Origin of the sequence: Clostridium pacaense (assembly GCF_020709765.2) — a bacterium.
GTDB classification, from domain to species: Bacteria; Bacillota; Clostridia; order Lachnospirales; family Lachnospiraceae; genus Enterocloster; species Enterocloster hominis.
Genome location: NZ_JAJFEB020000034.1, coordinates 1 through 20,798 on the forward strand (window position 1 = coordinate 1; position 20,798 = coordinate 20,798).

The following is a 20,798-nucleotide window of genomic DNA, read 5'->3' on the forward strand; positions in this document are numbered from 1 at the left end:
TCAAAAAGTTGCCTGCCTTAGACAGCTTATTTAAGTGCGTCCATTTATGGTTTTCCTCTACTTTCTTTCACACTAAAACCTCCTACTGGTTTTATTATAGTATAATGAGTTTGGCATGGCAATCTTATTTATGGAATCAGTCCTGGACCAGGCCTGGATAATTATGGTTAGTATTTACGGTTTCGATACAAGGAGGACGCTGGACGTGTTTGCGCCGGGCGGCACTGGGACAGATATGATATAAAGAGATTTTGGAAAATAAGTTAGGAATTGTAAAAAGTGCATAAAAAAATAGAAGCAATTTTGAATAATATGTTTATTGTACTAATGCTAATATCATGTTATTATGAAAACATAATAAGTTAGGAGTGAAACAGATGGCAACACAATTTATAGATAAAGGCAACAATATCCCCCTGTACCTTCAGCTTCTGTCTATTTTCATGGAAAACATCAGGAAGGGAATCTGGGAAGCAGGGGAGAAACTTCCTTCGGAAAAGGAACTTTCCCATACATATGGGGTATCTTTGATTACGGTCAGGAAGACACTGGAAGAACTGAACAAGCAGAACCTGATTTACAAGATACAGGGAAAGGGCAGCTTTGTATCCTACGGGGAGTCGGAAAAGTATAATCTCCGGTTCAAGGAGCTGCGGAGTTTTACGGAGGAGATGGAGCAGAGCCGCAGGACCGTAGGGGCGGTAGTCCTCAAAGTGGAAGAGGCGGCCGTGGATTCCCGCAATGCAGGTGACTTTGGGATACCTGAGGGGACCCGTGTGCTTCGGATTGTCCGTCTCAGGACGGTTGACGGTATTCCGACCCATATAAGTACTTCGGAGGTTTTTCCGGGAATCGGTGAGAAGCTGAAGGATTGTGATTTGACCCAGTCGATTTATGGACACCTCAGGCGTTTGGGGCATCAGCTGAGCCATGGGACAGAGGAGATTGTGGCGGCCATGCCTACCAGGGAGGAGGCCGGATATCTAAAAATCAGCTGTGACACGCCGGTGCTGGATACCCGGAGTATTGTAGAGGAGAATGGAAGACCGATCCTGATTACCCGGTCCCTTATTAATAGTAAGCGGATGAAGATAACGGTGGAACTTGCAGGAGAAGAGTAAGGATAGAGCTGGATGCCAGCTTTTCCTTTTCGTCTAACATATTATGTTTTCATAATAACATTATAACGAGAGGGGGGAATAAGATGTCGAAAAAGGGAATAGCGGTTCTGGCGGTCGTATTACTGGTGCTTGTGATTGCCGGCGCCCTTATGGGTGGGGTGAAGGCCGGAACACCTATGTTCCAGGCCGTGGGAGCGGTGCTTCTGGTTGTTGCGCTGGCCATGTTTTTTATGAAGAAGAAAGAGTAAAAGGAGAATGAGGTATGGAAAACTATTTGGGAATCTTAAGGGTATTGGGTGCTATATCGTTTGGTCTTGGGGGAATCGCATTTTTACTGTCATTCAAATGGAGGCTGGACGGGCTGAAGCTTGTGAAACATCATATCCGCTGGGACGCTTCTGTGATTACCATAATCGCAATATCTGCGGCATTAAATGCCGGGGCGGCGATTATCACAGGACCAATCCGGTTTGGATGGATCAGTTTCCGGCCGGGAGCGGCAATTACTCCTGTGCTGGGAATCCTTTTTGGGATACCCGGGGCCATTGGGGCGGGCCTGGGAAATGTGATTTCAGACATATTGAAAGGTTTTATCTCACCTGCCAGCGTCAGTGGTTTTTTGGGGAATTTCTTCGCATTTGCCCTGATACCCGGGATGATTGTAAGGGATGCTTCACTAAAGAACAAAAACAGCTGGATGCAGTATATTGCGGGCATATGCATCGGCGCCGGATTTGGGATGTTATCAATGCCGTGGTTCATTGATGTGACGGGGACCATGCCTCCGGTGGCGGCATGGACAACGGAACCCTTTGCCTTGCTGATGAACAGGATTTTGTCACCATTGCTGTTAGGACCGGTTTTCCTGAAGATTTTATATCCTTTTACAGTTAAGAATGGGATGTACTGGAGGCAGGAGAACACCACTACCGTAGAGAATCTGTAAAGGAAATAAGGAGATACAATGAGTGAAACATTAATAAAAGCGAAAAATCTTAAATTCCGCTATCCCGGGACGGATAAGCTGGCTTTGGATGATATCAGCTTTGAGATTCACAAAGGGGAAGTGATTGGGATCATCGGACCTAACGGCGCGGGAAAGACCACACTCTGCTCTGCAATCAAAGGGATTATCCCGCATAAAACAGGAGGGGCATGGGGTGGGGAGCTGGAGGTCTGCGGATTGTCAGTGCGGACTGGATCCACTGCAAAGCTGGTGCCCCATGTATCCATGACATTTCAAAATCCGGAAACCCAGATACTGGGTACAACCGTGGAGGAGGACCTGGCATTTACTCCGGAAAGCCTTGGCATGGAACCGGAGGAAATCCGCATGAGGATGGATCAGGTAATGGAAACAGTAAGGCTGCCTCTGGATTACAAGAAGAGGGCTCCGTTCCGTATGTCCGGCGGGGAAAAGCAGCGGCTTGCCATCGCGGCTTCCATTATTTCCGCACCGGATATCGTAATCCTGGATGAGCCTACAACGGAGCTGGATCCGGTGGGGAAGGCGGAAGTCCTCAAAATCGTGGGGAATCTGGCGGGAAGCGGGGAGAATACAGTAATCGTGGTGGAGCAGGATATCGATTATCTTGTAACCGTGGCGGACCGTCTTCTGGTCCTGGAGGAAGGAAAACTCATTGCCCAGGGGCCCACAAGGGAAGTGATGGCCAGGACGGAATTCTTAAAAAAGGCAAAGATTAATGTTCCGGATGTGTCTCTTTTATGGAAGCAGATGGGGTTTGACGGTAAATACCCGGTATTCCTTACCGTGGAAGAGGCCAGACGTGCACTGGCCCTGGAAGGGCTGACACAAACAGAAGCATCAGCTGTTGACAGACATGAGGCAAAAACAGGGGATGGGGAAAGGCCCGAGGCGGCTGCTTATGAGCATACGGTGTTTTCCTACGGCGAACGGGAGATTTTGAGCGATATCAGCCAATCCATACAGACCGGGGATTTTATCGCGGTCCTAGGAAAAAATGGAGCGGGAAAAACCACTATGGTGAAACATCTAAATGGGCTTTTAAAACCTACCGGCGGTCATGTGTATGTATGCGGAAGGGATACGGCAGCCTGTTCCGTGGCTGATTTAGCCCATAGCACTGCGTATGTGTTCCAGAATCCGGATCACCAGCTGTTTAACCAGACCGTGGAGGAAGAGATTGCCTTTGGTCCGAGAAATCTGGGATGGGATGAGGGAAAGGTGAAGGAAGCAGTGGAACGGGCCATGGAAATCAGCGGACTGGAGGAATGGAGGAATGAGACGCCCCTGTCTTTGGAGCGCGGATTAAAACAAATTCTGATCCTGGCCTGTGTCATAGCCATGGATGTGGACATTTTTGTGGTGGATGAGCCTACCACAGGACTCAGCAAGTCTTTCAAGGACCGGATCGGCAGTATCCTGGACCGTCTGAATCAGGAGGGAAAGACAATCCTGCTGGTGACCCATGATATGCAGTTTGTGGCCGAGCATGCCCGGAATATCTGGGTGGTGCAGGATGGGAATATTACCCTGCAGGGAGGAATCCGGGAGGTGTTCAGGGAGAAGGAGCGGCTGCGGGAGGCATATCTGTTCCCGCCGCAGATAACACAGCTTGGGCTGGAACTGGGCTGGACATCTGTTTTGCTTAATAATGAAGAATTTATGGAGGTGGCCGGATATGAATGCAGTAGGCAGTTACATTGACCGGGATTCGGTGATTCATCATCTGCATCCTGTCACAAAGAATCTGTTATTTATCGGTACATTCGTGATTTGCCTTTTAACGAACCATCCGGCAATCCTGGCAGGGCTGTTCCTGGGGGTAATCCTTGTAGGCGCAGCGGCAAAGCTGCCAATCGGCCAGTCCCTTAAGCTGTTGAAAAGCGTTGCATTGCTGATTGTGATATTTTCCCTGGTAATCTGGCCCTTTACGCTGAAGGAGGGACAGGTGCTGGCACAGGCCGGAGGGCTTAAAGTTTATTCGGTAGGCGTCTGGTATGGAATTGCCATGACGTTCCGTTTCTGCACCATTGTGCTCATGAGTATCTACTGGATGATGTTCACCAGTATCAGTGAGATTACTTTGGGCCTGGTAACACTGGGGATGCCGTATAAGATGGCATTTTCCTTCTCAATGTCCTTGCGTTTTGTGCCGTTAATCATCAACGATCTTCATACCATTAAGGACGCGCAGCGGTCACGGGCGCTGGAGATGGACAAAGGGAGCCTGTATGGCAGGATTAAAAAGAATGTGGCAATTTTGATTCCGCTGTCCTCAAGGGCCCTGGGACTGATTAAACAGATATCCGTAAGTCTGGAGGCCAGGGGATTTGAATCGGGAAACGGGAAACGGACATCCATCAGTAAACGGCCTTTTACCGGCCGGGATTTTGGGATGACAGCCGGTCTTGTGTGCCTGTTTGCAGCGCTTGTATTGTTAAGGGTCACGGCAGTGGGCCTGATTACAACATCAGTATTATAAAGGGAGGTTTTTATGCAGGAATATCGGGATATGATGACGGAGATTGAACGGCAGGGGAGTCTGGGCCCGGGTTTAAAACAGATTGAGGCAGCGGTAGCAGAGACCTGTAAGGAAATAATGGAAAAGGGGAAGGACAGAAAAATTTTTTTCCTGGGATGCGGGGATTCCTACTTTGCGGGGCTGGCTGTTAAAAATTATTTCTTGAAAAAGACGGACAGCCTCTGCTTTCCGATGACAGCACTGGAGTTCTCCACATATGGGATTCACCAGGTGGATGAGGAGAGCACGGTGATTGCGGTTTCTATGTCCGGCAACGTGGCCCGGACCGTGGAGGCTGTGAAGGCGGCACAGGAGAGAGGGGCATATGTGGTGGGAATCACCAATTCCCTGACCGGACGTCTCTATGAAGTGTGCAGCCACCCTGTTTTTCTGGGGCTTAAGGAGGAACCGGGCTGGACGCCCGGGACATTAACCTACACCGGCACCTTATATGCCCTGTTCTGCCTGGGCGCAGGGCTTAGCCGGGAATCAGGACGGGATGGATGCCAAAAGGAACTGGCACGGACAATGGAACTGATTTCCCATGTGGTTACCCAGTGCCAGGATACGGCAAGGCAGGCAGGAGAGAACTTTATCTATAATGGACATCAGTTCCCTGTCTATATACTGGGCGCAGGTCAGAGCTTCGCAACAGCCAAATACGGGGCAGCCAAATTCCTGGAAGTCTGCGGGGTGACCGCCATAGGCCAGGAGAGCGAAGAGTTCGCGCATCAGGAATTCTGGGTGATTGATAAGAACTGTCCGGTTTTCCTTGTGGCGCCCAAGGGGGACAGTTTCCAGAGAACCATGGAGGTTGGGGCGTGTCTCCGCCATTTTGGCTGTGACCTGTTTGTGATTTCCAATAGTGAGGAACTATGTGATATGGGGAAATATGCGTTTGCCATGCCGGAGGATGTGGAGGAATTATATGCGCCTCTGCTGTATGCGGTCCCCATACAGCTGACAGCTTATTATTTTTCCAGGAAACTGGGGCTGGATCCGGACCGCAGGAGCCATAACGATCCGTTCCGGAAAAAGGTAAGCCGGATGTTGACAAGAGGAACCGTTAATCTTGATTAGGGGGATTGGGATGGGAGAGGAAAAAATATTGGTGGCAGGTCATCTTTCACTGGACCGGATTAAAACCCCGGACCGGGAAGAAAACCAGGTTCCCGGAGGAGCGGCCTTATATACATCGGTGGCTGCCAGCGTATATGGCGGGACCACCGGGCTTTTAACCACCTGCTGCAGTGATTTCCCGAGGGAAGTATTGCAGCGGATTGAAGGTTTGGGGATTGATGTGTCTGAGGTACTTCCGGTGCTTGGTGAGCAGCGGAGAAGCTTCATGGAATATTCGGAACAGTTTGAAAGGGTGACACATAGCCATGCCAGGAAGATATGGTATGAGAAAACCTTGGAACAGACCCCAAGACATCTGCCCCGCAAAGAATATACGGTCCTGGTATTGCCGCCCATGCTGCCGGCTGTTCAGCTGGAATATGCGAAATGGGCGAAAAAACGCGGAATGCAGGTCTGTGTGGATACCAGTGAATATTTTGCTGAAAAGGACGGGGAAAGCCTGAGGGAGGTTTTAAGCTGGTGTGACATATTCCTGCCCTCGGATGTGGAACTGGACCTGCTCTGGCCGGGCTGCGGGGATTCCACGGAGACATTGATAAGGCGGCTGGCCGCAACCTCCATTACCGCAGCAGTGATAAAACGGGCGGAACAGGGAGCTGATATTTATGATTTCCAAAGCAGGACAGCCTACCGGATTGGGATCCGGCATACGGTGGTAAAGGATGCTACTGGCGCGGGGGATACGTTTAACGGCGGATTCCTGTCCGCCTGGTGCAGGACAGGGGATTGGAAAAGCAGCGGCACATATGGGGCTGCCCTGGCTTCCCTGTGTATCGAGGCGTTTGGCTTTGAGGGAGTGGCAGGGAGGAAACGCAGTGAGGTGGAAAAACTGGCTGGGCAGGTGCCGGTAGAGGAATGGGGATTTTAAGGACAATCCTCTATGCCGGGAACCGGAATGATGAAAAGAGTTGGATCAGGAGGAGATACAGGATGGGAAAGTCATGCAGGATAACGGGAGTGGTTCATCTTCCGCCTTTTGGGGCAGACAGGCTTGATTTGGAAGGGCTGGAAAGCTGGCTGCTGGAGCAGATAGGCATACACGCGGAATGCGGGATCACAAGTATGATGATACAGGACCAGACGCCGGGAGAGCTGGCCGGATTAAAAAACGTGGCCATCCTTTCGGCCCTGGGCAGAACGGTAAAACGGATGTTTCCGGATCTGTCCCTGGGGATAATACTGGAGGCAAACAACCCTTCTGCCGCAATGTATATTGCAAATGCCTGCGGCGCGGACTTCATCAGGCAGAAAGTGTTTATCGGAGCCATGGTTAAGGCAGGAGGCGTAATGACCGGCCGCGCAGGGGAAGTATGGGAAGCAAGAAAAGACATGGATCGGCCTGTCCGTGTACTTACGGACATCTATGACCGTACAGGTGTCCCGCTGGGTCCTCTTCCCATTGAGACGGCTGCCGGACAGGCGTTAAAGTTCGGTTCTGACGGTCTGATACTGACCGGGAAGAACTTTGAGGAATCCCTGGACCTGGCGGACCGGGTGAGGAAACAGTACCCGCAGGCCCCTGTCTATCTGGGCGGAGGCATCACGGAGAAAAATGTGGGGGAAGCAGTTAAACACTGCGATGGAATGATTGTCAGTTCCTGCCTTATGGAGGATGGGAAGGATAATGTCTGGAGCAGGCAGAAGATAAGAAGATTTATGGAATGTGTCTGTGGATAATGAAATACAAGCTCACTTACCATATATGGAGAAAAATTATGTAGTGAATATTTAGCCGATTTTTGATGTTGTTTAGAATATAATTTCCCATTTATCAACCCGGGTATTTATTACAATAGAAATAGCAAGGGATTTATGATATAATCAGAAACAGAAAGCAAGAACGAGGGCTATAATTATGAGCGATTTATCATATACTACTTCTATGGTACAGGAAATCAAAGAATTATTATCCGGCGCACGTCAGCGTACCGCGGTACAAGTCAATACGGAATTGCTGTCTACTTACTGGAACATCGGTCGCATTATTGTAGAGCATGAACAAAATAGTCAGGAACGCGCCGCTTACGGAAAACAGACACTAAAAGAAGTATCCAAAGAGCTATCAGAAGAATTTGGAAAAGGCTTTTCTGTTTCTAATATTCAATTCATGCGCCGCTTTTATCTGACCTATCAAATTCAACAGACGGTGTCTGTTGAATTGTCATGGTCGCATTACTGTGAGCTTTTGACGATTTCAGATGATGATAAGCGCCGCTTTTACGAAAAGGAAGCAATTAACTCCGGGTGGTCGATACGGGAACTGAAACGTCAGATTTCGACCTCTCTCTATGAGCGTTTGCTGCTGTCAGACGGGAAAGCCAACAAAGAAAAGGTTCTTGCTCTTGCAGAAAAGGGAATAGAAATGGCGCGGCCTGCAGATATGATAAAAGACCCGTATGTCTTTGAGTTTTTAGGGCTGCCGGAAAATAAGCCGCTTATGGAAAGGGAGCTTGAAAAGGCTCTTGTCGAACAGATAGAAAAATTTCTGTTAGAATTAGGACGCGGTTTTATGTTTGTGGGGACGCAGCAGCGCGTCACGTTGAACAATACACATTATTATGTGGATATGGTTTTCTATAACAAGATTCTCCGCGCCTATGTCCTGATAGAATTAAAAATGGTTAAGCTTATGCCGGAAGCCGTTGGACAACTAAATATGTATTTAAATTACTATGCAACAGAGGTAAACGATGAACACGACAATCCACCTATCGGCATCATCTTGTGTACGGACAAAGACAGCGTAGCCGCCGAATATGCATTAGGTGGTCTTTCAAACAATATCTTTGCTTCCCGGTATGTTTCTTATATTCCAAACAAAGAACAGCTTATCGCACAAGTGGAAGCAGTATTGCAGGAATGGCATAGTGAAAAAAAGTAAAAAAGACAGGGCACGGTAGCCAGCAAAAAAAATTGCCACCGTGCCCTGTCTTTTTATGGGTGCAGTTTTATGGCGTCTGTTACGAAATAGGAAGCCGATTACAAGGAAACAGGTATAGTTTCCTTGCCGCTTGATACGAGGCTTTGTCTGCCATGAGGTCTTGCATGGTTTCCTCAAAGTCAGCCAAACCATATCCGCGAATGGCTCCGCGATTGCTCCGGCCACAAGGTTTATCTTATTCTTACTGATTTTGCCAGAATGAATGCCGGAATAATTACGATTTCATTTCCCCAAAACCCTGCTATAATAAAGTTATTATTGTAATTGGAATTGAAAGAAGAAAGGACGGGCACATTATGCTGATGGAACAGGGCGGCAGGAAGTTGCGGGAATTTACAGAGGCCAGTTATCAGGAGACACACACAAAGGTTACGGACGGGATATGGCACATATCGGGGCTGGGACACAGCAATGCGGTGGTGATTGAGGGGGAATCCGGTGTAATCCTGATTGATACTTTAGATTCCCTGGAGAGGGGCAGGAAGCTGCTGTCAATCATCCGGGAAAAGACTGGGAAGGAGGTGGGGACAATCATCTATACCCACGGACATCCGGACCACCGTGGCGGCGCAGGCGCTTTCCTGGAGGGAAAACCTGAGATCATTGCCTTTGCCCCTAAGACGGCTGTGCTGGAGAGGACGGAGCGGCTTAAGGATATCCAGAACCTGCGCGGTTTCAGACAGTTTGGATACAGGCTGACGGACGAGGAAAACATTTCCCAGGGAATCGGGCCAAGGGAGGGCGTGGCTTATGGGGAACACCACGCTTTTGTACCGCCCTCTGTTGTGTATGATCAGGACCAGGTAATCCGCGAGATAGACGGGGTGCGCCTGGAAATGCTCCGTCTTCCCGGAGAGACAGAGGACCAGATCATGGTGTGGGTCCCTGAGAAAAAGGTGCTGTGCTGCGGGGATAATTACTATGGCTGTTTCCCCAATCTTTATGCAATCCGCGGAAGCCAGTACCGTGACCTGGCCGTCTGGATTAAAAGCCTGGATGTCCTCATGTCATATCCGGCAGAGTATCTGCTTCCGGGGCATACGGGCGTCATATATGGGAATGATACTATAAAAGAGGTCCTGGGTAATTTCAGGACTGCCATTGATTATATACTGGAAAAGACCCTTGAGGGAATGAACCTGGGCAGGAGTGAGGACCAGCTGGCGGCTGAGATCAAACTGCCGCCGGAATATGAAAGCCTTCCTTATCTGGGGGAATATTATGGATGTGTGGAATGGACCGTCAGGGCCGTCTATACCGCATATCTGGGCTGGTTTGACGGGAATCCCACCCATCTTCATCCCCTTTCGCCAAAAGCCAGGGCGGATAAAAGGACGGTGCTTATGGGCGGAAGGACGGAGGTTTTAAATGCAGCCAGAAAAGCCTGTCAGGAGATGGAGTACCAGTGGTGCCTGGAACTGTGCGACCAGCTGCTGGACAGTGACGGGGATGACCGGGAGGCGGCCCTTCTGAAATCAGATGCCCTTAAATCCATTGCAGGGTATGAGACAAGCGCAAATGGAAGACATTACTATCTGTCCTGCGCAAAGGAATTGAGGGGTTAAGTCTGTACAAGCAGAGGAAACCGGTATATAATGATATTGCTTTATTTTAGATATTGGAGGAAGAAAATATGACATTTACTTACCCGGCCGTATTCACACCCCATAAGGATGATAAGGGTTTTCATGTAGTGTTTCCGGATTTGGAGTGCTGCGAGGCAGATGGCCCGGATCTGGAGGATGCGGTGGAAAATGCAAGGGAAGCTGCCTATAACTGGCTTTACCTGGAGGTGGAGGAACAGACCTACGATTTTCCGGCCCAGTCCCATATAGAAGATATGGAGCTGGAGGAAGGTGCTTTTGTGAAGCAGATCATGGTCATTGTAAAAATCATGCCGGATAATGATTAACGGATATCAATGAAAATTAAGATTTTGTATACTTTGTTTCCAGCCCTTTTTGTCATATAATGGAATATATTACACTGCTATGGCATGATAAGGAGGGATAAAATGAGTATGGCAACAGGTATGGGCGTTTTCTTTTTTATTTTTGCACTTTTGTTATACATCGGTATCTTTGCACTTATTTTCACTGTTACCTATTTTGTATTCAAAAAGGCGATTAAAAACGGGCTTCTTGAAGCATACAAGGAAATCGAGAAAATGAAACATCAGGATTTCCAGGAATAAACAGATATACACAGGGATTATCAAAAATAACCAGTTCATACAACTGCAGAAAGGGGGCTGTCTCCCGGACATATGACCGGTCCGCATACCGGTTTGGGTCTGGGGACAGCCCTGTTTTTGTGTATTTAATTCGTAATGTATTTATTCCTGGTTGTTCTGCGGCAATTCATAATCATAAGGGTGGCGTACAAATGCGGATTACTTCCCAAGCCGTATCACATTCCAGGAACAGCTCTTCATGACCGTTGTGAAAATGCCGTCCTCCATCTGATATTCCTTTTTGGGATAAGGCGTCACCTTTTCGCCTGTAAGGGAATTAACCGCCTTCATATCGTCATTCTCCATTGCAAGATATTCGATGACACGGTAGCCCTCAAAGCTGTTTAAGTCTGCTTCGAATGGGATATCCTGTCCGGCACAGCGGTTGACCGCGAAGATGGTGACCTCGTCCTTCTCCTCATTATATACGGCTGCGGCGTCAATGTCCGTTACCTCCCCGTGTCTGCTGGTGTCATGGCAGGTGGAGCTGATCACGGGCGTCAGGGCAATGCCGCGTCCATATCTGGATGCGTGCAGGAAAGGATAGTAGATGGACTGGCGGAAGGCGCCGCCCTCGTTATCCGTCATAATCGGCGCGATTACATTGACAAGCTGTGCCAGGCAGGCAATCTTTAAGCGGTCCGCATGTTTCAGGAAGGTGATGAGAATCAGGCCAACTAAAAGCGCGTCCTCGAAGTCATAGATATCTTCCAGGAGATGGGGGGCTGTCTGCCATGGACGGTTTGCCATCTCCTCGCTGTCGGACGCCTTGGAGTGGAACCATACATTCCATTCGTCAAAGCTTAGGTTCAATGTTTTTTTGCTGCGCTTCTTGGCCTTGATATAGTCGCAGGTGGCGGTTACCGTGTGGATGAAACGTTCCAGGTCCTGGGTCTTGGCCAGGAAGTCCTCGGTGTCATTGTCATAGTTTCCGTAATACTGGTGAAGGGAAATGTAGTCCACATAATCGTAGTCCTGTTCCAGGGACACGGCTTCCCATTCAGGGAAGGTGGCCATGTCCACATTGGAGCTTCCGCAGCTGACGAATTCCAGGGAGGAATCCATTTCCTTCATGGCCTTGGCTGTCTCGGCTGCCAGGCGTCCGTACTCGTAGGCTGTCTTATGTCCCATCTGCCATGGGCCGTCCATCTCGTTGCCAAGGCACCAGGTCTTTATGTTATATGGTTCCTTTACGCCGTGGCTTTTACGCAAATTGCTGTAATAGGTGTCTGTGTCAAGGTTGCAGTATTCCAACAGGTTCAGGGCGTCCGCAATCCCCCTGGTGCCGAGGTTGACGGCCATCATGATGTCAGACCCGGCCTTCTTCGTCCATTTGGAAAATTCTCCCAGACCAAATTCATTGGTTTCCAGGGTGCGCCAGGCCAGGTCAAGACGCTTCTTCCTCTGGTCTTTTGGCCCCACGCTGTCCTCCCAGAAAAAATTGGATACAAAATTGCCTCCCGGATAGCGGATGATGGGAACCTGCAGTTCCTTTACCAGCTCCAGCACATCCTTCCTGAAGCCCTCCCCGTCTGCCGAGGGGTGTCCTGGCTGATAGATACCGTTGTACACAGCCCTTCCCAGGTGTTCGATGAAGGATCCGTATACGCGCTTATCCACCGGTGCAATCCTGAAACTTTTATCTACAATCATTTTTGCCTTTTTGCTGCTCATGATATTCCTCCTGAAAATTGGTTTATGGGTCATTCATATCTCACGCATACATATATATCCTGGGGGTAATCCCCGAATTTGCTGCCGAATAAGGTCAGGCCGCCGGGATTGCCGGAGTCCTCGTTTACTGCAAAGCGCAGTGTCCAGTAATCCTTTTCCGTATGGAAATGTCCCAGTGGCTTTTCTGCCTTCAGTTCCTTGTCCAGGTAAACGCCCAAACTGTTGATTTCATAGCGTTTGAGGATACCGTACTGCCCGGCGTGCCACCAGGAAGGCGTATACCTGCCGCGCCTGTCGCCGAAATCCCCGGGGGACTGCCAGGTGCACAGATGCTCGTCATTGAGGAAAAGGTCTATGTCGGATACGGCGTCAATCTTCACATCCGGGTATTCGGAACACATTTCCGCACAGATTTCTATGCTGGTAACCTGGCAGTCATCCGGCACATAGTTGGGGATGTAGTATTCCACATACCCCTTTGAGAACCAGATAAGCTCCGCGTTCTCACGTCTTGGGTCATAGAAGCAGCGCGGGTCGTCGTAATCCCCGATTACGCTGTGTTCGGTTGCAATCCCGCAGGTAGGGGAGATTTCGGCACGGGTGTACTGGCCCACCTTCAGGTTTACATCGTAATGGGTAACGGCCAGGCGCGGCGTGGGGAAGAGCAGCATGTAGTTGGTTCCCACCAGACTGCATACTTTTCCGTATTGTTTGCTTTTCTTGGATTCCACCAGATGGGCGCTCTCCAGCTTTTTGATATGGGAAGTCATGATGGCGCTGCTGACGCCGACATTTTCTGCCAGTTCCTTGATGTTCATGCTGCGCTTGGACAGGCAGCCGATGATTTTCAGGCGCACGGGGCTTGCAAGCGCCTCGAAGAACTCCAGATTATCTTCCGATATGCTGACTCTCATAACCACTCCTCCTCGTAGCGGCCGCAGCTGCGCGGCCGGTTGTATGTCCTGCTTCCAAATCCCTCTTCCGAATCCTGCTTCCTGCCTTCAAATTCCGATTCCGGATCCTGTCAGGGCCTATCCTTTCACGCCGCCGGCAGTCATCCCGTCGATAAAGTAAGACTGGAAACAGATGAACAGGATCAGGATCGGTATGATTGCAAAGCAGGAGCCTGCAATCAGGATATCATAGTTGTTGCCATAAGGCGTAATCAGTCCTGCCAGTCCGACGGGCAGCGTAATCTTTGTGGCGGTGCGCATGACAATCATGGGCCACAGGAAATTATTCCAGCTCTGCATGCCCTGGTAGATGCCCATGGCTGCAAAGGACGGTTTCATTAATGGTAACATAATTTTAAGGAAAATGCCATATTCCGTGCAGCCGTCCACCCTGGCGGCATCCAGGAAATCCCTTGGGATACCGCTTAGATACTGGCGGAAGAAGAATACCAGCATGGGGAGGACCAGATAGGGAAGGATGATGCCCCACATGGTGTCGATGGTTTTCATGGCAATGGTCATGCGGTACAGTGGAAGGAGGATGATTTCCGTAGGTATCATCATCACAAGGAGGACGCAGACAAACAGGAGGTTCTTACCCTTAAAGTCGTACATGGCAAACCCATAGCCCACGCATGCGCTGAGGAATAAGGTCATGGCCACCTGGACAATGGTGATGGTCAGGCTGTTCCTGTACCAGTAAAAATAGGAATTATTGCCGCCAAAGAGCTGTACATAGTTGTTCAGGGAAGCCTTGGCAAAGTCAATGTTAAAATTCAGTCCGTTCCTCATCAGTTCGGATCCCGGGCTTAAGGATGCAACGGCCAGCAGGACCAGGGGCAGGAGGGTGATGCCTGCCACAAGGATGAAGAACAGGACAAGACAGATGGAAAATGCATTTTTTTTGGCTTTCATCCTCTAGTCCTCCTTTCGGAACGTTCCGTTGATGCCCAGCTGTATCAGGTTGATGATCAGGACCATGACCAGAAGGAAGCATCCGATGGCGCTTGCCAGGCCGATGTTGTTCTGTTCCCAGCCCATCCTGTACAGATAACCCACAATGGTGGTGCCAACGTTGTTGGGCGAGGTGTTGCCGTTAAACAGGATGTAGGATTCCGTGAACATTGCCAGTCCGGCAAATATGGATATGGTCAGCACATAGACCGTTGTGGGCTTTAAAAGCGGAAGGGTGATGTGCCTGAATTTCTGAAGGGCAGAGGCGCCGTCAATGGAAGCGGACTCATACAGTTCCTCGGGAATCTGCTGAAGCCCGGACAGGTAGTACATCATATTGACACCGGTCCAGCGCCACATGCAGATGGTAAAAAGGGCAATCCATACGGTCAGGGGCTTTCTCAGCCACACAATGGGACCATTGCCCAACATGGCCATGACCTGGTTGGCAAAGGAACCTTCCAGTTCGCCGTAAATCAGGCGGAAGATGGTGCCTGCAACCACCACGGATGTAAGGGCCGGTACAAACATGGAGCTTCTAAAGACGGTCTTGCATTTCATCAGCTTGGAATTAAGTATGGTGGCCAGGAGCATAGGGACCGGTATCATAAGGCACAGGGTCACGATTGTGTAGAACATGCTGTTCCTGACCGCCTTAAAAAAGATAGGGTTCATAAGGGACTTATAGTTTTTAAGACCCACAAAGGTATTGCCTGAACCGGATACCTTCTGGAAACTCATGACCACGGTATTGATGACCGGATACACAAAAAAGATGGAAAAGGTCAGGATAAATGGCAGTATGAAGACATACGGTGCCACTTTCTGGGAATACAGAAAATGAGAAACTATCTTTTTGCGGTTCAATCTCGATTCCTCCATTCATGGGATAAACGTATGCTTGGGGGCGCAGGGATTGTTGATGGCGCCCCCTTTCCTCATACTGTTTGATTCATACGCGGGATTCAGATATTATTCATCGTAAATGACGCTGGCCTGTTCATTCTCAAGCAGCTGGTCCACGTCCTCGTCCAATGAAAGTTCAAATGCATTGGTGTAGGTGGTGGTTCCAAGTATGCTGCGGACATTGGCGTATGCGCCGGAGATATTGGGGGCGGTCAGGTCAATTCCGTATTCAGCCCTGATTTCGTTCAGCACGTCAAATGGATTGGTCCTGAAGTACTGGATGAATTTGTTGTTCTGGTCATGGGTCAGTTCCCCGTCATCCCAAAGGGAGGTCCTGATTGGGTCGAATCCTAATTTCTCCCAGATATATCGGTTGCCTTCCTCGGACAGCTTTGCATATGCCAGGAATTCCTTTGCCAGGTCCTGGTTGGCGGACTGGTTGGTTACGCTGGTCCCGGTTCCGCCCTGGAGCACGCAGCGGGTATCTCCCTTGTTCCATACAGGAATCTTATAAATTGCAATCTTACCGTTTAAGTCAGGACAGTAATCCGTGAAACGTCCCATGTACCACAGCGGCATGGCAATGGAGGCAACCCCGGCATTATTCAGGTGGCCGTACCATTCCTCACAGTGGAACTTGCCGCCAGGGGCAACTTCACAGATGCCTGCGTCAATCATCTTGCGGATGAAGGTGATGGCCTCGCCGTGCTCCGGCGTATCGATGTTTGGCTGGCCGTCTTCGGTCACATACTGCACGCCCTTTTCCAGAAGCAGAAGCTGGGGAAGGAACAGGTCGCTCAGTTCTACCGCGCACATAGGTTTGCCGGTCTTTTCAAGAACCGTAAGGCCTGCATTGTAGTAGTCATCCCAGGTTTCGATGGTCCCGGGGTCAACACCAGCGGCATCCATGATATCCATGTTGTAATAGCACACGCTGGCACCCAGATGGAAATCAATACCGTACTGGTTACCCTCTGAATCCCCGTACATGTTAACACGGGACATGACAATGTCATCCTTGTACGGCTCTACCACGTCATTGATGGGCAGCAGGTAATTATCCTTTAAGAATGTGGCGTATCTTCCGATTTCAATATCTGCGATATCAGGGGCGCCCGTGCCTGACTGGAGGGCTACCAGCAGCTTTGTATGTACGGCGGAGCTTTCGCCTGTGGTCACGGTCAGGTTGATGGGCTTATCCGGATGGGATTCATTCCATTTGTCCGCCATTTCCGTATAGAAGTTTACGTGAAGCTCCTGGAAGGTCCACAGCGCCATCTCGGTTCCGCCATCCACAAAGGTGTTGGTGCCTGTGGTCCCGCCGCCCGCCGGGTCGGCTGCCTGTGCGGCGGGCGCTTCTGTGGCGCCTGCCTCGGTCTTTGTATCTGCTGCAGGTGTCTGGTCAGTGGTGCCGGCCTTGGAACCGCATCCCATTAATGATGTGCTTACAAGTGCTCCGCATAATAACATACTTAATAATCGTTTCCGCATAATTCCCTCTCCTTTTAAACAGTTGTCATCCATTGGAATCACATTAAAATATAAAGTTGAATACACGTGTATTTTGCTAAAGCTAAATCGAAAAGATGTTTTTAAGATTTAGTTTTAAGTTAATATTATTATAATGGATATGTGTATAATAGTCAATATATAAGAGGTATAGTTTGATATTTTTGGATATAATGCATATAAAATAGAAATAAATTCATTTAAAATGACTCGTTAATTAATGTTAAAATTAATTCATTGAAATTAAGGAAAACAAGGATTAATTTGTTTGTAAATTGTACAGACCCCAAAAATGGGGAATAAACGATGGGGATGGGGGTGATAGGAGAGAAATTAAAAGCAGATGTAGGGGAGGCAAAAGACGGATAGAAGAAAGACAAAGGGCAGATGGAGGGAAGGTAAGAATCAGGTGGAAGGAGGGCAAAAGGAAAATGGGCAGAAGAAAAGCAGATTGCAGTCGAAAGACAATCAGAAGACAAGCAGAACGCAGATGAAAGGTAATCAGGAGGCAGGCAGAACGCAGTCGAAAGACAATCAGAAGGCAGGCAGAACGCAGATGAAAGGCAATCAGAAGGCAGACAGAAGAGGGATAAACGGATGGCAGGCCATCCGTTTATAAGACTACATAGGACAGGGCTTCTCCATATCCGGAATGAAGCCCGTCTGGATTTCTGGCAAGGTGACTGTAAACGTGGTGCCGATACCTTCTTCGCTTCCCACCGTGATATGTCCCTTGTGCAGACGGACAATCTTATCCACCACGGTCAGTCCGATACCGTTGCCCTCGGTAGTGTGGGAGGGATCCCCCTGATAGAAACGGTCAAATATGTGAAGACGCATGTCCTGGCTCATGCCGCATCCATTGTCAATGATCTGGAATATGGTATTGCCGTCTTGCTGATGCAGCTTTATCTTGATTTTTCCCCTGTCAGGGGAGAATTTGACGGCATTGTCAATCAGGTTGATCCAGACCTGGTTTAACAGGTTCCGGCTGCCATGATAGCTGACCTCGTCCATATCGATGATCAGTTCCAGTTCTTTTTTCTGCCATTTGGATTCCAGCAGAAGGATGGACTGGCGCACTTCCTCGGTCAGGTCAAACCGTTCCATATCAGATAGTATGCTCATATTCTCAATTTTGGAAAGATTCAGCACATTGGTCGCCAGCTGGGAGAGGCGGGTGGATTCATGGATGATGATATCCAGATACTCGTCCCGGTCCTCCTGGGACAGATCCGGATTTTTAAGCAGTTTTGCAAACCCCCGAAGGGACACGATGGGGGTCTTGAATTCATGGGAGAAATTATTGATGAAGTCAGAGCGCAGAAGCTCGGTATTCTCAAGCTCCTGGGCCATGGAATTAAAACTCTCGGAAAGCCGGACAAATTCATGCGTCAAATCCAGATGGACCCGCACATGGAAATTACCGTCGGCCAGCTGGTTAATGGCGTCTATCAGATCCCGGATGGGTCTTAAGGGAATCCGGCTGGCCAGGATGGTCAGGACCATCCCCACCAGGGCGCTGACCAGGATGATGAATGGAATGGGACGCCAGAACTGGGGCATGGGTATGTCGGCCTGATACCAGATTTTCAGGTACAGGTACATAAGGGCGCCCTGGAGGGTCATGACTGCAAACATGATGACAAATATGATAAGGGACAATACCAGGGTGATGGTTCCCAGTGGTTTGTGTTTCGGCTTGTGTTTCATATATGTTTCACCGCCTTGTAGCCCAGGCCGCGTATGGTTTCGATGGTGAATTCCGGATAGTGTTCGAACCGTTTGCGCAGCCGGTTGATATGTACATTGATGGTATTGTCATCGGTTTCCGATTCGATTCCCCATATCTCATCCATGAGCTGGATGCGGGTAAATATCTTGCCGGGATAGGACAGTAGCTTGTACAGAAGATAGAATTCCTTCCGGGGCAGTGTCTGGCTGCTGCCATCCCTGGTGACGGAAAGGGAATCATAGTCCAGGATTACGTTTCCTATGGTGATTTTCCGTTCGCTGGCAATCTGCGCCCTTCTCAGCAGGGCGCGTATGCGCAGGACCATTTCCTCCTCATCCACCGGCTTTGTCATGTAGTCGTCTGTTCCGGCCATGAATCCTTTGCGTTTGTCCTCTGGCAGCAGCTTGGCGGTGACCATGAGGATGGGCAGGTTGTAATCCATGGAACGCAGCTGTGTGGTCAGCTCGTATCCATCCATGCCCGGCATCATGATATCCAGCACGGCCAGGTCGATGTGGTGGCTGTCAAGGAGTTTTAAGGCTTCCTCCCCGCTGCTGGCCGGAATTGGGTTGAAACCGTTGCTTTTCAGGACAGCCTCCATTAATTTTCTTGTATTCTTATCGTCTTCAGCGATTAAAATCTGGAACATGGCATTCTCCTCCATCTGAAATCTATTATACATTTATAGCATCCAAATATAAAGTGAACATGAATAAATCACAGAAAGTTCACTTTTTTTATTCGTGTACAACCGCTTTTGTTAATGTTCAATTTATCTTCAGGTTTTACTATATGAGACGAATGCAAAATGGTAAAGGAGAGCGACAATGGATAAGAAAATGAAGGTAAAGATAGGAATCGGAGCAGCCATTGCAGTTGTGGCAGTCCTTCTTGTGCTGTCAGGAAAGAAAAAAGGACAGCAGGGCCCTGTGGGAATGGGGCAGGAGGCGGCGGCAACCATCGTGAAGGCGCAGAAGCCGTCCGTTGGGGATATCAGCCTGACCACGGGGCTTACCGGAACCGTGGAACCCTCTGACGTTGTCTATGTATATGCCAAGGCTTCTGGCGATGTAACAAGTGTGCTGGTAAAAGCAGGTGACATGGTGGAACAGGGCCAGGTCCTGTGTGAGATTGATACGGAGCAGGTGGAGACTGCCAGGAATTCCATGGATTCCGCGTCCGTATCCCTTTCCGAGGCCCAGAGCAATCTGAGCAGGATGCAGATATTGTACGCCAGCGGCGATTTGTCAGACCAGGAGTATGAACAGTATATCAACAAGGTCAAGTCAGCCAGGCTGCAGTATGAATCAGCCAAGCTGGCCTATGACAGGCAGGTGGAATACAGCACGGTCACGGCGCCTATCAGCGGCAAGATCGAAAGCTGCGACATAGAGGTCCATGACCGTGTCTCCCAGTCAGCCCAGCTGTGCGTTATTGCAGGGGAAGGGGAAAAACGTGTCTCCTTCTACGTGACAGAACGGATGATGGGGAATATTGCCGTTGGCGACAGGCTGGATATACAGAAGGATGGCACGGGGTATGAGGCATATATCAGCGAAATCAGTTCCATGGTGGATTCGGATACCGGCCTTTTTAAGGTAAAGGCAGAACTGAAAAATGCACACGGCATTGCCACTGGCAGCACCGTGAAGCTGAATCTGGTGACTGAGCATACGGAAAACGCAATGATGATTCCGGTGGATGCTGTTTACTACAGCGGAGGGGACGGATATGTTTACCTCTACCAGGATGGTGTTGCGGCGATGGTGCCGGTGGAAGTAGGGCTTTATGATGCGGAACACGCTGAGATACTGTCGGGACTGTCCGCTGACGATTTGGTTGTCAGCACGTGGTCTTCTAATCTGTATGAGGGCGCCAGGGTACAGCTGAGGTCGGAAGACGGTCAGGACGATGGTGCAGATGCCCAGGGCCAGCCAGGAGCGGATGCCCAGAGCCGGTCAGGTGCGGATACCCAGGGCCAGCCAGGAGCGGATGTCCAGGGCCAGTCAGGAGCGGGTACCCAGGGTCAGCCAGGTGCGGATGTCCAAAGCCAGCCAGGTGCGGATACCCAGGGCCAGCCAGGGCCAGACGCCCAGACGGCCGCAGACAACCGTGCAGAATAGGGA

The 20,798-nt window shown here is 49.6% G+C and carries 21 protein-coding genes; 14 read left to right on the forward strand and 7 right to left on the reverse strand.

Features of this window, described 5'->3' with window-relative positions; translation table 11 throughout:
* Positions 1–115 precede the first annotated feature (115 nt).
* From LK536_RS57400 to LK536_RS57460, 13 genes are all read left to right on the forward strand, one after another.
* Entirely contained in the window at positions 116–244 is a 129-nt protein-coding gene (locus tag LK536_RS57400; RefSeq protein ID WP_506092267.1) for a hypothetical protein, read from the forward strand.
* A gap of 133 nt (positions 245–377) precedes the next feature.
* A complete protein-coding gene (locus LK536_RS57405) occupies positions 378–1,121 on the forward strand; it encodes a GntR family transcriptional regulator (protein WP_008722431.1) in 744 nt (247 codons plus the stop codon).
* An 83-nt stretch (positions 1,122–1,204) separates the two neighbouring features.
* Positions 1,205–1,369, forward strand: coding sequence for a hypothetical protein (locus LK536_RS57410; protein ID WP_008722433.1), 165 nt, complete (start codon positions 1,205–1,207; stop codon positions 1,367–1,369).
* Positions 1,370–1,383: 14 nt separating this feature from the next.
* Entirely contained in the window at positions 1,384–2,067 is a 684-nt protein-coding gene (locus LK536_RS57415; RefSeq protein WP_008722434.1) for a QueT transporter family protein, read from the forward strand.
* A gap of 18 nt (positions 2,068–2,085) precedes the next feature.
* Complete coding sequence (locus LK536_RS57420) at positions 2,086–3,810, forward strand: ABC transporter ATP-binding protein (protein ID WP_025482817.1); 1,725 nt, start codon at positions 2,086–2,088, stop codon at positions 3,808–3,810.
* Entirely contained in the window at positions 3,785–4,588 is an 804-nt protein-coding gene (locus tag LK536_RS57425; protein ID WP_025482816.1) for an energy-coupling factor transporter transmembrane component T family protein, read from the forward strand. The genes LK536_RS57420 and LK536_RS57425 overlap by 26 nt, the downstream gene beginning before the upstream one ends.
* Before the next feature lie 12 nt (positions 4,589–4,600).
* On the forward strand, positions 4,601–5,707 hold the full coding sequence (locus LK536_RS57430; protein WP_227796651.1) for an SIS domain-containing protein: 1,107 nt from the start codon (positions 4,601–4,603) through the stop codon (positions 5,705–5,707).
* A 10-nt stretch (positions 5,708–5,717) separates the two neighbouring features.
* The gene (locus LK536_RS57435; protein WP_227796652.1) at positions 5,718–6,635 is read left to right on the forward strand and encodes a carbohydrate kinase family protein; all 918 of its coding nucleotides are present in this window, start codon (positions 5,718–5,720) and stop codon (positions 6,633–6,635) included.
* Between the two features lie 62 nt (positions 6,636–6,697).
* On the forward strand, positions 6,698–7,444 hold the full coding sequence (locus LK536_RS57440) for a BtpA/SgcQ family protein (RefSeq protein WP_227796653.1): 747 nt from the start codon (positions 6,698–6,700) through the stop codon (positions 7,442–7,444).
* A gap of 178 nt (positions 7,445–7,622) precedes the next feature.
* Entirely contained in the window at positions 7,623–8,648 is a 1,026-nt protein-coding gene (locus LK536_RS57445; RefSeq protein WP_227796654.1) for a PDDEXK nuclease domain-containing protein, read from the forward strand.
* A gap of 356 nt (positions 8,649–9,004) precedes the next feature.
* Positions 9,005–10,273, forward strand: coding sequence for an alkyl/aryl-sulfatase (locus tag LK536_RS57450; RefSeq protein WP_227796655.1), 1,269 nt, complete (start codon positions 9,005–9,007; stop codon positions 10,271–10,273).
* A gap of 68 nt (positions 10,274–10,341) precedes the next feature.
* Positions 10,342–10,620, forward strand: coding sequence for a type II toxin-antitoxin system HicB family antitoxin (locus LK536_RS57455; RefSeq protein ID WP_025482809.1), 279 nt, complete (start codon positions 10,342–10,344; stop codon positions 10,618–10,620).
* 102 nt (positions 10,621–10,722) lie between these two features.
* Positions 10,723–10,902: a DUF6019 family protein gene (locus LK536_RS57460; RefSeq protein ID WP_034576156.1), complete on the forward strand. Its 180-nt coding sequence runs from the start codon at positions 10,723–10,725 to the stop codon at positions 10,900–10,902.
* Between the two features lie 198 nt (positions 10,903–11,100).
* On the opposite strand, the gene arfA is transcribed toward LK536_RS57460, so the two are convergent.
* From arfA to LK536_RS57495, 7 genes are all read right to left on the reverse strand, one after another.
* Entirely contained in the window at positions 11,101–12,615 is a 1,515-nt protein-coding gene (gene arfA, locus LK536_RS57465) for an arabinosylfuranosidase ArfA (RefSeq protein ID WP_120056768.1), read from the reverse strand.
* Positions 12,616–12,644: 29 nt separating this feature from the next.
* Positions 12,645–13,529, reverse strand: a complete 885-nt coding sequence (locus tag LK536_RS57470) for an ArsR/SmtB family transcription factor (protein ID WP_025482808.1) — start codon at positions 13,527–13,529, stop codon at positions 12,645–12,647.
* Positions 13,530–13,646: 117 nt separating this feature from the next.
* The gene (locus tag LK536_RS57475; protein WP_025482806.1) at positions 13,647–14,483 is read right to left on the reverse strand and encodes a carbohydrate ABC transporter permease; all 837 of its coding nucleotides are present in this window, start codon (positions 14,481–14,483) and stop codon (positions 13,647–13,649) included.
* 3 nt (positions 14,484–14,486) lie between these two features.
* On the reverse strand, positions 14,487–15,344 hold the full coding sequence (locus LK536_RS57480) for an ABC transporter permease subunit (protein WP_506092268.1): 858 nt from the start codon (positions 15,342–15,344) through the stop codon (positions 14,487–14,489).
* Between the two features lie 150 nt (positions 15,345–15,494).
* Positions 15,495–16,919: an ABC transporter substrate-binding protein gene (locus LK536_RS57485; RefSeq protein ID WP_227796656.1), complete on the reverse strand. Its 1,425-nt coding sequence runs from the start codon at positions 16,917–16,919 to the stop codon at positions 15,495–15,497.
* 639 nt (positions 16,920–17,558) lie between these two features.
* Complete coding sequence (locus LK536_RS57490) at positions 17,559–18,650, reverse strand: HAMP domain-containing sensor histidine kinase (protein ID WP_227796657.1); 1,092 nt, start codon at positions 18,648–18,650, stop codon at positions 17,559–17,561.
* A complete protein-coding gene (locus tag LK536_RS57495; protein ID WP_008722467.1) occupies positions 18,647–19,321 on the reverse strand; it encodes a response regulator transcription factor in 675 nt (224 codons plus the stop codon). Before LK536_RS57495 ends, LK536_RS57490 begins: the two co-directional genes overlap by 4 nt.
* Positions 19,322–19,499: 178 nt before the next feature.
* Here LK536_RS57495 and LK536_RS57500 point away from each other — a divergent pair, with 178 nt between their 5' ends.
* Positions 19,500–20,795, forward strand: a complete 1,296-nt coding sequence (locus tag LK536_RS57500; protein ID WP_227796658.1) for an efflux RND transporter periplasmic adaptor subunit — start codon at positions 19,500–19,502, stop codon at positions 20,793–20,795.
* Positions 20,796–20,798 lie beyond the last annotated feature (3 nt).